The organism is Mesorhizobium sp. M0145 (assembly GCF_040322355.1).
Lineage (GTDB): Bacteria > Pseudomonadota > Alphaproteobacteria > Rhizobiales > Rhizobiaceae > Mesorhizobium.
On record NZ_JAMYTK010000004.1, the window covers coordinates 234,642 to 247,828 of the forward strand.

Below are 13,187 nucleotides of genomic sequence, written 5' to 3' on the forward strand. Positions count from 1 at the left end.
ATGACTGAAATCCGCCACATCGTTTTCGACATCGGCAAAGTGCTGATCCACTATGATCCGGACCTGCCCTTCAGTCGCTTGATCCCCGATCCCGACGAACGGAAATGGTTCTTCGACAATGTCTGCACGCATGATTGGAACATCGAGCAGGATCGCGGCCGCAGTTGGGAAGAGGCCGAAGCGCTGGCGATCGCGCAATATCCCGAGCACGCCGAAAATATCCGCAATTTCCGCCGGCACTGGCACGAGATGGTGCCTCACGCCTATGAGGACAGCGTCGCCATCATGATCGGCCTGATCGACAGCGGCCATGACGTGACGATGCTCACCAATTTCGCTGCGGATACGCTCGCCGAGGCCCGCGAGCGCTTCGATTTCCTCAATCGGCCGCGCGGCGTCACCGTTTCCGGCGACATCCGCCAGATCAAGCCGGATCGCGCCATCTATGACCACCACGTCGCCGCGTTCAGCCTCGAACCGTCAGCGACGCTGTTCATCGACGACAGCCAGAAGAACGTCGACGGCGCCAAGGCGGCGGGCTGGCAGTCGGTGCTGTTCACCGATGCAAAGACGCTCAGGGCGGACCTTGAGCGCCTTGGGATCAAAGTGTGATTTGAATCGGTTCCAGGAGTTGGTTGAGCCTTCGCATTAACCGATCTGTCGCAACTCGGAAGCCGTCAGGCGCCCGCCCGCTCCATGCCTAGCCGAGCAATGCGGCGAAGCTCGTCGATCGGGGTCAGGCCGCCGCTGCGCTCATAATGCCAGAAGGTCCATCCGTTGCAGGCGTCCAGCCCCTGCACCTCGGCGCCGATCTTGTGGATCGACCCGGCACTGTCGCCGATCGCCAGCGTGCCGTCGGCGCGCACTTTTGCCGCCCAGCGCTTCTTGGCGTCGTAAAGCGTGGCGCCTGGCGCCACCAGGCCATTGTCGAGAAGCGTGACGAAGGCGACGCGCGGCTCAGCGCGCTTGCCGGTCAGTACCGTCAAATTGGCGCCTTCCAGCGGCCGGACCGCATCGATACGTTCCATGGCGGCATCGATATAGGTTTGTTCGCGCTCGATGCCGACGAAGTGGCGGCCAAGCCGCTTGGCCACAGCCCCGGTGGTTCCTGAACCGAAGAACGGGTCGAGCACGATGTCGCCCGGCCTGGTCGATGCCGTCATGACGCGGGCAAGCAACGCTTCCGGCTTCTGCGTCGGATGCAATTTGTCACCATTGTCGTTCTTCAGGCGCTCGCCGCCGGTGCAGATCGGAAACAGCCAGTCCGAGCGCATCTGGACGTCGTCGTTCGATGCCTTCAGCGCCTCGTAGTTGAAAGTGTAGCCCTTGCCCTTCTGGTCGCGCGATGCCCAGATCATCGTCTCATGCGCGTTCTGGAAACGGCGGCCACGGAAATTGGGCATTGGATTGGTCTTGCGCCAGACGACGTCGTTGAGGATCCAGAAGCCCAGGTCCTGCATCTTTGCCCCGACCCTGAAAATATTGTGGTAGGAGCCGATAACCCAGATCGTGCCGTTGGGCTTCAACACACGGCGCGCCGCCAGCAGCCAGGCGCGGGTGAAGGCGTCGTAGGCCTCAAAACTGTCGAACTGGTCCCAATGGTCGTCGACGGCATCGACCTTGGATTGGTCGGGCCGGTGCAGATCGCCATCGAGCTGCAAATTATAGGGCGGATCGGCGAAGATCACGTCGATCGACTTTTCCGGCAGCCGTTCGAGCGCGGCGACGCAGTCGCCCTTCAGGATCGTATCCAGCCACTCGGATTGCTGGGGAGCATCGGAAAGCTCGTCGAGAAGACGCACGGCAGACATTGTGACACCCAAGGCACGCGTTACTGTTTACTGTCCGTTATGGTTACCGATCAGCGTAAATATTCAGTGAAGCAGCCCGCCGAATTTGCGAAGCCCGGCCTGTTGGTGTATGCCGCGCCGCCTGAGCCGTTTGGACCAAAGGGCCCTCGGCATTCCCCTCATCCCGCTTTCCGGATCACCATGCCCCAGCCAGACCTTGTCATCTTCGATTGCGACGGCGTGCTCGTCGATTCCGAAATCATCGCCGCGCGGATCGATGCCGAGCTGTTGACCTCGGCCGGCTACGAGATATCGGCCGAGGAGATTTCCGAGGTCTATGCCGGGTTGACTTTCAAGGACATCATGATGCGGGTCGAGGAAAAGTCCCGGATCCCGTTCCAGGCCTCGCTGATCGACAAGGAGGAACAGCTGGTCGATCGTCGGCTGCGCAGCGACGTGCGTGCCATCGACGGGGCGCACGAGGCTGTCGCCGCGGTAGCAGTGCCGCGCTGCGTCTGTTCGAATTCGCGTTCGGAGCGAATCGAATTCATGCTGGAGAAGGTGCAGCTTTTGCCGTTCTTTGCCGGCCGTATCTTTTCCTCGCTGGAAACCCCGACCGGGAAATCCAAGCCGGCGCCGGACGTGTTTCGGTTCGCCGCGGAAAAGCTCAAGGCCGATCCTGCGAACACCTTTGTCATCGAGGATTCGGTGCATGGCGTCACCGGCGCCAAGACGGCGGGAATGCGCGTCATCGGCTTCACCGGCGCGGCGCACAGCTATCCCGGCCACGCCGATGCGCTGACCGAGGCCGGCGCGGAAACGGTCATCCGCCGCTGGGCGGAACTGAAAAGCGTGATCGCCGCGCTGTCGGAATGGTCGGCGGACGCCTGAGAGGCCGCCTCCAACCGCCGTGGCGCGAATGCAGCGGCTCAGTTGGTCGCGGCGGCTTTCTTCTTCCTCGGCTTGTCTGTCGCTACTTTCGGAGCGCCCTCGTCATACCCGGCATATGCCTGGTAGTCCTTCGCCGTCGGCTCCGGAACGACGACGTTGGAATCGGTGAAGACGAACTGCGTGGCACTCGAAGGATCGGTAACCTGGACCTGATAGGAGTGAAGCTGCGAATAGAGAACTTCGGTGCCGTGCATCACCGCGATGCGGATCGGCATGGTGATGGTGCCGGGGGTGAACATCGGGCCAGGCACGACCTTGCCGGCGACGGCTATCTTCATCGACAAGGAGCCGTTGGCGCGGCTGCAGTCGCGGGTCACATCGGTGATCGAAGCCTGATAGATGATCTTGGCGGAATCGTCCGGCTGATCGGCGCCAGCCGCGTCCGCTGCCGGCTGGGCGGCTTCCTCGGCGGCAACATCGGTTTTTTTCTTCGGCTTCGGACCGCTCTTGGCGTAGGTATTGAAGAAGGCAGTGCCGTCACGCAACGTCACTTTCGGGCAATAGGCCTGCAGCTGGCTGGAAAGCACCTTGGGATCGGGTGGCGGTGGCGGTGTCGTATCCTTTTTGCCGAAGCCGAGAATTCCATTGTCGCTCGATTGGCAACCTGCGGCGGCAAGCATAAAGCCGGCGAGCGCCAGACCCGCGACAAAACGACCGTTGAATGAATGAAACGCCATGAACTGCACTTCCCTCTCGCAAAGCCGGTGACGTATATCAACCGCGCGGCAAAAATGCGACTGAGCCTGCGCAGAAATCCACCACCTCGCGGCGGGCGAAAATTCCCGGCAGCAATGGAAACGTGACGATGCAATATGTGAGTACCCGCGGGGAAGCGCCCGCGCTTGGATTTTCCGACGCGGTGCTGGCCGGACTGGCGCGCGACGGCGGGCTCTACCTGCCGAGCGCCTGGCCGCATTTTTCCGCAGCCGAGATCCGCGCCATGCGCGGCCTTGCCTATCCCGATCTTGCCATCCGTGTGCTGTCGCCGTTCCTCGGCGGCGAGATCGCGGCGCCGGTGTTCGAACGGCTGGTGCGCGAAGCCTATGCGACCTTCCGCCATGAGGCCGTCTGCCCGCTCGTGCAGACCGGGCCGAACAGCTTCGTGCTCGAGCTGTTCCACGGCCCGACGCTCGCGTTCAAGGACGTGGCGATGCAGCTTCTTGCGCGGCTGATGGACCATGTGCTGGCCGAGCGCGACCAGCGCGCCACCATTGTCGGTGCCACCTCCGGCGACACCGGAGGGGCCGCCATCGATGCCTTTGCCGGGCGCAACCGCACCGACATCTTCGTGCTTTTCCCGTACGGCCGCGTCTCGCCGGTACAGCAGCGGCAGATGACGACCTCGACCGCCGCAAACGTCCATGCGTTGGCGATCGAAGGCAATTTCGACGACTGCCAGGGCCTGGTAAAGGCCATGTTCAACGACCACGGTTTTCGCGACCGGGTATCGCTGTCCGGCGTCAACTCGATCAACTGGGCCCGCATCATGGCCCAGATCGTCTATTATTTCTCGTCCGGCCTGTCGCTCGGCGCGCCCGACAGGCCGGTTTCCTTCACCGTGCCGACCGGCAATTTCGGCGACATCTTCGCCGGCTATGCCGCCAAGAAGATGGGGCTGCCGATCGAACGGCTGATCATCGCCACCAACGACAACGATATTCTGGCGCGCACGCTGGCGACCGGCGAATACCGCATGAAGGGGGTCTTTTCGACCACGTCGCCCTCGATGGACATCCAGGTGTCTTCGAACTTCGAACGCTTGCTGTTCGAAGCGTCCGGCCGCGATGCCTCGACCGTACGGCGCTACATGAACGGGCTCAAGCAGTCCGGCGCCTTCACCATCGAGCCCGGCGAAATCGCCAAGATCCGCTCCGAATTCGACGCCGGCCGCGCCACCATGGACGAGGTCGCCGCCACCATCCGCACCACACTTGCGGCGAGCGGCTATCTGCTCGACCCGCATACGGCCGCGGCCGTGCATGTGGCCGCCGGCAAGGCTGCGGGTGAGGTGCCGATGGTGGTGCTGGGCACTGCGCACCCGGCAAAGTTTCCCGCCGCCGTCGAAGCCGCCAGCGGCGTGTCGCCTGCCCTGCCTGCATGGCTAGGCGGGTTGATGAGCGCCCAGGAAAAATACACGGTACTTCCATCCGACCTGAAAATGGTGGAAGATTATCTCGGCCGCCACACGCGGGCGGCGCGTTAGGGAGTAATTGCCATATGGGTGTTGAGGTAAGCCGTCTGTCGAACGGCCTGACAGTCGCCACCGAAACCCTTCCAAGCCTCGAATCTGTTGCCCTTGGCGCCTGGGTCAAGTCGGGCGCACGCAACGAGCGTGACGAAGAGCACGGAATGGCGCACTTGCTCGAGCACATGGCTTTCAAGGGCACCAGGCGGCGAAGCGCCTTCGAGATCGCCTCGGAGATCGAGGACGTCGGCGGCGAGATCAATGCCGCCACCAGCGTCGAGACGACCTCCTATTATGCAAGGGTTCTAAGCGACGACGTGCCGCTGGCCGTCGATATCCTTTCCGACATCCTGCAGGAATCCGAATTCGATCCGCAGGAGTTGGAACGAGAGCAGCATGTGATTCTGCAGGAGATCGGCGCCGCGCACGATACGCCCGACGACGTCGTTTTCGATCACTTTACCGAGACCGCCTTCCGCCACCAGACTATCGGCCGCTCGATTCTTGGCACGCCGGAAACCGTCAAATCCTTCACTTCGAAGCAGCTGCACGACTTCATCGAACGACAGTACGGCGCCGAGAACATGGTGATGGTGGCGGCCGGCGATATCAAGCACGACGATTTCGTGCGGGAGGTCGAAAAGCGTCTCGGCAGCTTCCGCGGCAAGGCCGACGGCACCATCCCGCAATATGCGCAGTATGTCGGCGGCGATTTTCGCGAGGACCGCGACCTGATGGACGCCCAGATCGTGCTGGGTTTCGAGGGCCGCGCCTATCACGTCCGCGATTTCTATGCCTCCCAGGTCCTGTCGATGATCCTGGGCGGCGGCATGTCGTCGCGACTTTTCCAGGAAGTCCGCGAGAAACGTGGCCTGTGCTATTCGGTCTATGCCTTCCACTGGGGTTTTTCCGACACCGGCGTCTTCGGGGTCCATGCGGCGACCGGACAAAGCGATATTGCCGAGCTGGTGCCTGTGATCATCGACGAGCTGCAAAAGGCCGGTGAAAACATCCTGCAGGAGGAGCTTGACCGGGCGCGTGCCCAATACCGCGCCGGGCTGATCATGTCGGCCGAGAGCCCGGCCAGCCGCGCCTCGCAGATCGCCAGGCAGTTGCTTCTGTTCGGCAGGCCGATCGCCAAGGAAGAGCTGATGGAGCGGCTGGCGGCGTTGACTGTCGAGCGGCTGACGGATCTGTCGTCCCGGCTTTTTTCGACCAAGCCGACGCTTACAGCCGTCGGGCCGGTGGGTACGCTCGCGCCCTATGAGGCAATCCTCGATTCGCTTTCGGGCACGCAGACCACTGCCCGTAAGCTTGCCGTCTAAGCCTATTCGAGCGTCGTGTTCGCGCTCCCTTTCTTTCGCCGCGACCTGCCGGCACTGAAGGGCGAGCTTGTCACGCTGCGCGTACCGCTGACCAACGACTATCGCGAGTGGTCGGTGCTGCGCAGTGAAAGCCGCGCTTTTCTTGAGCCGTGGGAGCCGCGATGGACCCCTGACGAACTCGACCGCACGGCGTGGCGGCATCGTATCGGGCGCTACCGCGAGGACTACGCGCAGGGGACGGCGATCGCCTTCTTCATCTTCGAGAAAAGCAGCGGCAAGCTGGCCGGCGGTATCACCCTCGGCAATATCCGCCACGGCGTCGCCCAAAGCGGCCATATCGGCTACTGGATCGGCGAGCGCTTCAGCGGACGCGGCCTGATGACCGATGCCGTCAAAGTGGTGACGCGTTTCGCCTTCGAAACGCTGCGATTGCACCGGATCGAAGCTGCCTGTATTCCCGACAACGCCCGGTCGATCCGCGTGCTTGAAAAAGCCGGATTCCGGCGCGAAGGACTGCTACGATCCTATCTCAGGATCAACGGCATCTGGCAGGACCATTACCTATACGCCCGAATCGCGGACGATCCGCCGGGCGTTGGAACAAAGGACTGATTTTGACGAATTTTCTGCGCAAGGGGTCGCTGCTTGCCTTTATGCTGGCGGCAATCGTCACGCTCTGCGCGGCGTCCTCGGCCTTTGCCATAGAACCGATCAAGATCGCCCGCGACGACGTTGCGCTCGATCTTTCGGGGGCCGTCTTGATCTACCGGAACCAGGGCGAGAATTTTCAGGTGTCGACCGCGCCAGGCCCGGACGGCATCGTGCGGCGCATCGAGGTCGAGGCAAATGATGCGCGCTCGACCGGTGACTGGGCGGTGTTCGCGCTCGCTAATACCACCGACCAGCAGCTCGACAGGCTGATTGTCGCACCGCATTTCCGGCTGGTGAATTCCGGCCTGTTCTGGCCGGATCTCGGCTCGACCCGTATCGCCGCGATCACGCCCAGCGAGGGCTTTGCGCTCGACCGCCAGACCAGCCCCGACGCCGACGTGTTCCGGGTCACGCTGAACCCGGGAACGGTGATTACCTTCATCGCCGAGCTCGCCTCGCCCAAGCTGCCGCAGGTCTATCTGTGGGATCCTGAATCCTACAAGGACTCGGTCAATTCCTACACGCTGTTTCGTGGCATCGTCATCGGCATCGCCGGCCTGCTGGCGCTGTTCCTGACCATCCTTTTCGTCGTCAAGGGGACCTCGATGTTCCCGGCAACGGCGGCCCTAGCCTGGGCGGTGCTTGCCTATATCTGCGTCGATTTCGGCTTTCTCAACAAGATCATAGAGATCTCACCGGGCAATGAGCAGATGTGGCGCGCCGGAACGGAGGTGGCGCTCGCGGCGACCTTCGTGGTGTTCCTGTTTGCCTATCTCAACCTCAACCGGTGGCACGGCCATTTCAGCTACGGCGCACTGGTCTGGATTCTCGGGCTGGTGCTGATCGCCGGTGTCGCCATCATCGATCCGGCGGTTGCCGCCGGCATTGCCAGGCTGTCCTTCGCCGCCACCGCGCTGACCGGGCTCGGCCTGATCATCTTCCTCGGTATCCGCGGTTACGACCGCGCCATCATGCTGGTGCCCAGTTGGGTGATGGTTCTGCTGTGGCTATGCGGATCGTGGATGGCAATCACCGGCATGCTGGACAACGATATCGCTCAGCCGGCGCTGGGCGGTGGGCTGATCCTCATCATCCTGCTGATCGGCTTCACCGTGATGCAGCACGCTTTTGCCGGCGGCGCGCTGCATCAGGGCCTGTTCTCCGACCTTGAGCGGCAGGCGCTGGCGGTTGCCGGATCGGGCGATACTGTGTGGGACTGGGACGTGCTGCGCGACCGCGTCGTCACTCGTCCCGACGTCAGCATTCAGCTCGGTCTTGCCCCCAACAGCCTCGGCGGCCCTGCCCGCAACTGGCTGCCGGTGCTGCATGCCGACGACCGCGACACGTTTCGCACGACACTCGACGTGGTGCTCGAGCACCGGCGCGGCCGGGTGTCGCAAAACTTTCGCCTGCGCGGCGCCGACGGGCACTATCACTGGTTTTCGTTGCGCGCCCGGCCGGTGATCGGCTCGGACGGCGAGGTCATCCGCTGCGTCGGCACCATGGTCGACGTGACGGAGCAGAAGAAATCCGAGGAACGGCTGCTGCATGACGCCGTGCACGACAATCTGACCGGCCTGCCCAACCGCGAGCTGTTCATGAACCGGCTGGAGGCGATCATTTCGATTGCCCGCACCGAAGAGAAGGTGCGCCCGACCGTCTTCGTCATCGACATAGACCGGTTCAAGCAGGTCAATGACGGGCTCGGCATCTCGGCCGGCGATACCATCCTTTTGACTATCGCGCGGCGGCTGCACCGACTGCTCAAGCCGAAGGATTCGCTGTCGCGCTTTGCCGGCGACCAGTTCGCGCTGATGCTTTTGTCGGAGCAGGATCCGGCCCGCATCGCGGCCATTGCCGATGCCATCAAGCACGCCATCAACAACCCGATCACCTTCGCCAAGCGCGAGATCGTGCTGACGGCCTCGATCGGGCTGATCACCTGGACCGCCACGCAGACCTCGGCCGAGGACATGGTCAAGGATGCCGAGCTTGCCATGCATCAGGCCAAGCGCTTCGGCGGCGACCGGATCGAGCCGTTCCGTCCCGCCTTCCGCACCGTCGGCACCGACCGGCTGCAGTTCGAGTCCGATCTGCGCCGCGCCATCGAACGACGCGAATTCACGCTTGCCTACCAGCCGATCGTGCGGCTGGAGGACGGCAGCGTCGCAGGCTTCGAAGCGCTGCTGCGCTGGGACCATCCGCGGCGCGGCATGATCCCGCCGGCGGATTTCATTCCGGTTGCCGAAAACTGCGGCCTGATCGTGCAGCTTGGGCTGTTTGCCATGCAGCAGGCTGCCGAAGACCTGGCGGGATGGCAAAAGCAGATCGGCGATGCGCCGCTGTCGGTCTCGGTCAATCTGTCCAGCCGCCAGCTCATCCGCCGCGACCTGGTCAGCGACGTCCGCTCGGTGATCGCGCGAGCCAACCTGAAACCGCGCTGCTTCCGGCTCGAACTCACCGAATCGCTGGTGATGGACAATCCCGAGCAGACCGCCCATGTGCTGACCAAGTTGAAGCAGCTTGGCATCGGCCTGTCGCTGGATGATTTCGGCACCGGCTATTCATCGCTGGCCTATCTGACGCGCTTTCCGTTCGACACTATCAAGATCGACAAGAGCTTCGTCGACGACGCGACGCCGAAACGTGCGGTGCTGCTCAAATCCATGGTCAACATGGCGCATGAACTCGGCCTGTCGGTTGTCGCCGAAGGCATTTCGGACGAGAGCGATGCGCTGGAGTTGCGGCAGATGGGCTGCGAATACGTGCAGAGCTTCATGTTCGGCGCGCCGATGCCGGGCGACCAGGTGCTGAAGACGCTGAAGGAACAGTATCCGCTCACTCAAGCGTGACAAGTTTCGGGGACGTGATGAGGCTCAGGCGTGACCGGCAGCCAGGCTGAGATGCGCGAGATCGATGCCGATCGAGGCGAGGATCCGGTCATATTTGCGATCGATGTCGGCGTCGAACAGAAGCTCGGCACTTGCCGGGCAAGTCAGCCAGCCATTCTCGACGATCTCGTTTTCAAGCTGGCCTGCACCCCAGCCGGCATAGCCGAGCGCCATCAGAGCCCGCCGGGGTCCGCGGCCGGAGGAGATGGCGCGCAATATGTCGACGGTCGCGGTGAGACAGACATCATCGGACACGGCGAGCGAGGATTCCACCCGGTAGTCGCCCGAATGCAGAACGAAGCCGCGGCTGCGATCCACCGGTCCGCCATTGCGCACGACGAAGTCGCGCGCCGGCGGCGGCAGGCGAATTGCCTCCAGCTCGTTCATGATGCCAAGTTGGACGAGCAGGTCCGGAAACAGCATCTGCTGCGTCTGGTTGATGATCAGCCCCATCGCGCCTTCGTCGCTGTGCGCGCAAATGTAGATGACGGAGCGCGTGAAGCGGTCGTCCTTCATGCCGGGCATGGCAATCAGGAACTGATCGTCGAGAAAGCCGGGTCCTGCGGCCGTCCTTTTATGGCGCAACAAATCCATGGCCACAGCGTAACGCGTTTCCGGGGCGTCGAAAAGATGGGCGGCGCCCGATTTGATCAGGCTCAAAAGCCGAAGGTCACGCAAATATGATGCCGGCGGCGTCATGAAATCATTGCGCGGCCATCAACGGACGATCAAATCATCGCCATGCAAAGCTTGAAAATCCTGCTGCTTGGTGTGGCCATTGGATCGGCGACCGGCTTCCCCGCCTCAGCCTCCTCGTCGGCCTGGTACAACAGCGAAGGCGGCAGGGTGCGGCTGGTAACAAGCGGCAAAGCCGACGAGGCCGGACGTCTCCAGGGCGTCCTCGACATTGCGCTGAAGCCGGGCTGGAAGACCTATTGGCGCGATCCGGGTGATGCGGGCGTGCCGCCACAGATCGACGTCTCGGCCAGCACCAACATTGCCGACGCGACGCTTTCGTTTCCGCCGCCGCAGCGCCATGACGACGGCTATGGCAAATGGGCCGGCTACGACCACCCGGTTTCGTTGCCGGTGACGTTCACGCTTGCCGCGCCCGGCCAGCCGGCCGTCATCGATGCGGACATCTTCCTCGGCATTTGCGAAACCATCTGCATCCCGGTGCAGACAAGGCTGACCGTCGATCCCGGCGCCGATCCCGACAACGCCGAGGATGCGGCACTGGTCAAGGCGGGCCTTGCCACCCTGCCCGCCACGGCAACGCCCGATTTCGGCATAAACGTACTGCCGGGCGACCACGAAACGCTGATTGTCGAAGCGAGCTTTCCGGGCAGCCCCGAGGGCGCCGACTTCTTCGTTGCCGGCGAACGCGACTACATGTTCGGTGCCCCGGCACGCAGCGAAAAGGATGGCAAGCTGATCTTTACGGTGCCGATCCTCGACAGGCCGTCGACAACGCCAACCGATGGCGGCCTGCACTACACACTGACAAGTGCCGCAGGCGCGGTCGAAGGCCTGTTGCCATTCCCGTGATGCCAACGTCTGGACGGTTGCCGGGCGCGCCTTAATTCGCTATCGCAAGGACACTCCCTTCCATTTCCAAGCGAGGACCATCATGACGATCTCCGTTGGCGACAAACTGCCCGATGCGACCTTCAAGACAATGACCGCCGACGGTGCAAGGCCGATCACGACGGGCGAGATATTCTCAGGAAAGAAGGTCGTGCTGTTTGGCGTTCCAGGCGCCTTCACGCCGACCTGCAGCAACAATCATCTGCCCGGCTACCTGGACAATTACGACGCCATCCTGGCGCGCGGCGTCGACACTATCGCCGTTGTCTCGGTCAACGATGTTCACGTCATGGGGGCTTGGGCCCGCTTCAGCGGCGGTGAAGGCAAAATCCTTTATCTTGCCGATGGCAATGGCGATTTCGCCAAATCGGTCGGCCTCGACGCCGACCTCTCCAGCGGCGGCATGGGGCTACGCTCGAAGCGTTTTTCGATGATCGTCGATGACGGCAAGGTCACCGCACTCAATGTCGAGACAAAGCCCGGCGTCGACGAATCCGGTGCGGCTCACATTCTCGGACAGCTTTCCGTCCTGGCGACAGCCTAGGCCAGGCACGGCAAAGGGCGCCTTCGAGCGCTCAACGTCCAAAGGACGCTGACTTTTGCATCGGCGCATGATCCTTCCGAAAGCCGACCCGGTTTTCGGGACCATGCGTCGGCTCTTCGGGACTGCTTGCTTTTGGGGACCTCGATTATGTCTGACATCGTCTGGCGCAGCGTCGCGATCGGCATCGGCGCAACCGCGCTTATGGATGTCTGGGCGATTTTCCTGAGCAAGGCGTTTGCTCAACCGCGGCCGAACTGGGGGCTGGTCGGCCGCTGGGTCTGGCATCTCAGGGAAGGCGAGGTCTTCCATGACGACATTGGCGAGGCCTCGCCCTACCCGCATGAATCAGTACTTGGCTGGGCCTTTCATTATGCTGTCGGCATCGTCTACGGCATCATACTGGTCGTGCTGGCCGGAACGGCCTGGCTCACCGCGCCGACCTTCCTGCCGGCTTTTATGCTCGGTATCGTCACCGTCGGCGCCGGATGGTTTCTGCTGGCGCCCGGCATGGGCGCCGGCTGGGCCGCTTCGAAGCGCCCCAATCCGATGCAGGTCCGCGCCCTCAATCTTGTGTCGCATACGGTGTTTGCCATCGGACTGTTCGGCACCGCCCTGCTGATCCGATAGGTAATTAACCGTCGCGGCGCTGCGTCGGCCTGTCGATCGGCTGCCATCCATGGATAACGCGACGCGCGCTGATATCGTATGCGAAGTAGTTCCCACCGCCCGCTGGCTGATCCGCCTCGCGGCTGATTTCCCGACCGCTCAAAGAGAGCAGCAGGAGCGTTCCGACACCTCCGTGACCTATGAAAGCAACGTCGACGGCGGCGTCGGTGCGTAGCACAGTGTCTACCTCGCTTAGAATACGACGCTGGGCTTCGATAGCTCGCTCCCATCCACGAATGCTGCTGTTTGGATTGGCGAAGAATTGGTCGGCGACCGCCTCGAACTCCGATGGCGGCAGGAAACCGGTTGCCGATCGGTCATTCTCATGCATCCGTTCCCTCACCTCGACTGCAAGGCGGAGATGCCTTCCGAGTATCCCGGCGGTTTCTATCGCCTTGCGTTCACCCGACGACACGATCCGCCGGATCGACCCAACCCACGGCTGATCGAGCATTGCAGATGTTCTCGCTCGCCCGATGTCGGACAGTCCCCACTCCGGCACTGGAACGTTGGCATCGACCTGAACCTGGGGATGCGTGATGTAGTATGCAATCGGCATGATAAGAGCTTTCCTGCCAGAGAGCGGACCCGCAGCCG

Annotated in this window: 13 protein-coding genes; 9 read left to right on the top strand and 4 right to left on the bottom strand. The window is 62.6% G+C overall.

The window, feature by feature from the left end; translation table 11 throughout:
• The gene (locus tag NKJ28_RS10125) at positions 1-612 is read left to right on the top strand and encodes an HAD family hydrolase (RefSeq protein WP_023674155.1); all 612 of its coding nucleotides are present in this window, start codon (positions 1-3) and stop codon (positions 610-612) included.
• 65 nt (positions 613-677) lie between these two features.
• On the opposite strand, the gene NKJ28_RS10130 is transcribed toward NKJ28_RS10125, so the two are convergent.
• On the bottom strand, positions 678-1,811 hold the full coding sequence (locus NKJ28_RS10130; RefSeq protein WP_023674154.1) for a site-specific DNA-methyltransferase: 1,134 nt from the start codon (positions 1,809-1,811) through the stop codon (positions 678-680).
• 180 nt (positions 1,812-1,991) lie between these two features.
• On the opposite strand from NKJ28_RS10130, the gene NKJ28_RS10135 reads away from it, so the two are divergent.
• Positions 1,992-2,681: an HAD family hydrolase gene (locus NKJ28_RS10135; protein WP_023674153.1), complete on the top strand. Its 690-nt coding sequence runs from the start codon at positions 1,992-1,994 to the stop codon at positions 2,679-2,681.
• 38 nt (positions 2,682-2,719) lie between these two features.
• On the opposite strand, the gene NKJ28_RS10140 is transcribed toward NKJ28_RS10135, so the two are convergent.
• A complete protein-coding gene (locus NKJ28_RS10140; RefSeq protein WP_023674152.1) occupies positions 2,720-3,418 on the bottom strand; it encodes a hypothetical protein in 699 nt (232 codons plus the stop codon).
• A 128-nt stretch (positions 3,419-3,546) separates the two neighbouring features.
• On the opposite strand from NKJ28_RS10140, the gene thrC reads away from it, so the two are divergent.
• Genes thrC through NKJ28_RS10160 form a run of 4 tightly spaced genes read left to right on the top strand, consistent with a single transcriptional unit; the run spans position 3,547 to position 9,754 of the window.
• The gene (gene thrC / locus NKJ28_RS10145; RefSeq protein ID WP_352593386.1) at positions 3,547-4,944 is read left to right on the top strand and encodes a threonine synthase; all 1,398 of its coding nucleotides are present in this window, start codon (positions 3,547-3,549) and stop codon (positions 4,942-4,944) included.
• 14 nt (positions 4,945-4,958) lie between these two features.
• The gene (locus NKJ28_RS10150) at positions 4,959-6,251 is read left to right on the top strand and encodes a M16 family metallopeptidase (RefSeq protein WP_023674150.1); all 1,293 of its coding nucleotides are present in this window, start codon (positions 4,959-4,961) and stop codon (positions 6,249-6,251) included.
• A gap of 15 nt (positions 6,252-6,266) precedes the next feature.
• Entirely contained in the window at positions 6,267-6,863 is a 597-nt protein-coding gene (locus NKJ28_RS10155; RefSeq protein WP_254818464.1) for a GNAT family N-acetyltransferase, read from the top strand.
• 2 nt (positions 6,864-6,865) lie between these two features.
• Positions 6,866-9,754: an EAL domain-containing protein gene (locus NKJ28_RS10160; protein ID WP_352635322.1), complete on the top strand. Its 2,889-nt coding sequence runs from the start codon at positions 6,866-6,868 to the stop codon at positions 9,752-9,754.
• Between the two features lie 24 nt (positions 9,755-9,778).
• On the opposite strand, the gene NKJ28_RS10165 is transcribed toward NKJ28_RS10160, so the two are convergent.
• Positions 9,779-10,387 carry a YqgE/AlgH family protein gene (locus tag NKJ28_RS10165; protein WP_031211061.1) on the bottom strand — a complete coding sequence of 203 codons (609 nt, stop codon included), beginning with the start codon at positions 10,385-10,387 and terminating at the stop codon, positions 9,779-9,781.
• 147 nt (positions 10,388-10,534) lie between these two features.
• Here NKJ28_RS10165 and NKJ28_RS10170 point away from each other — a divergent pair, with 147 nt between their 5' ends.
• The 3 genes from NKJ28_RS10170 to NKJ28_RS10180 all read left to right on the top strand — a co-directional run bounded on the left by NKJ28_RS10170 (position 10,535) and on the right by NKJ28_RS10180 (position 12,551).
• Positions 10,535-11,341 carry a protein-disulfide reductase DsbD domain-containing protein gene (locus NKJ28_RS10170; protein WP_023674146.1) on the top strand — a complete coding sequence of 269 codons (807 nt, stop codon included), beginning with the start codon at positions 10,535-10,537 and terminating at the stop codon, positions 11,339-11,341.
• A gap of 82 nt (positions 11,342-11,423) precedes the next feature.
• Positions 11,424-11,924, top strand: a complete 501-nt coding sequence (locus NKJ28_RS10175) for a peroxiredoxin (protein ID WP_023674145.1) — start codon at positions 11,424-11,426, stop codon at positions 11,922-11,924.
• A 147-nt stretch (positions 11,925-12,071) separates the two neighbouring features.
• Entirely contained in the window at positions 12,072-12,551 is a 480-nt protein-coding gene (locus tag NKJ28_RS10180) for a DUF2938 domain-containing protein (protein WP_352571387.1), read from the top strand.
• 4 nt (positions 12,552-12,555) lie between these two features.
• Here NKJ28_RS10180 and NKJ28_RS10185 read toward each other — a convergent pair whose 3' ends face one another.
• Positions 12,556-13,149, bottom strand: coding sequence for a histidine phosphatase family protein (locus tag NKJ28_RS10185; RefSeq protein WP_352456891.1), 594 nt, complete (start codon positions 13,147-13,149; stop codon positions 12,556-12,558).
• Positions 13,150-13,187 lie beyond the last annotated feature (38 nt).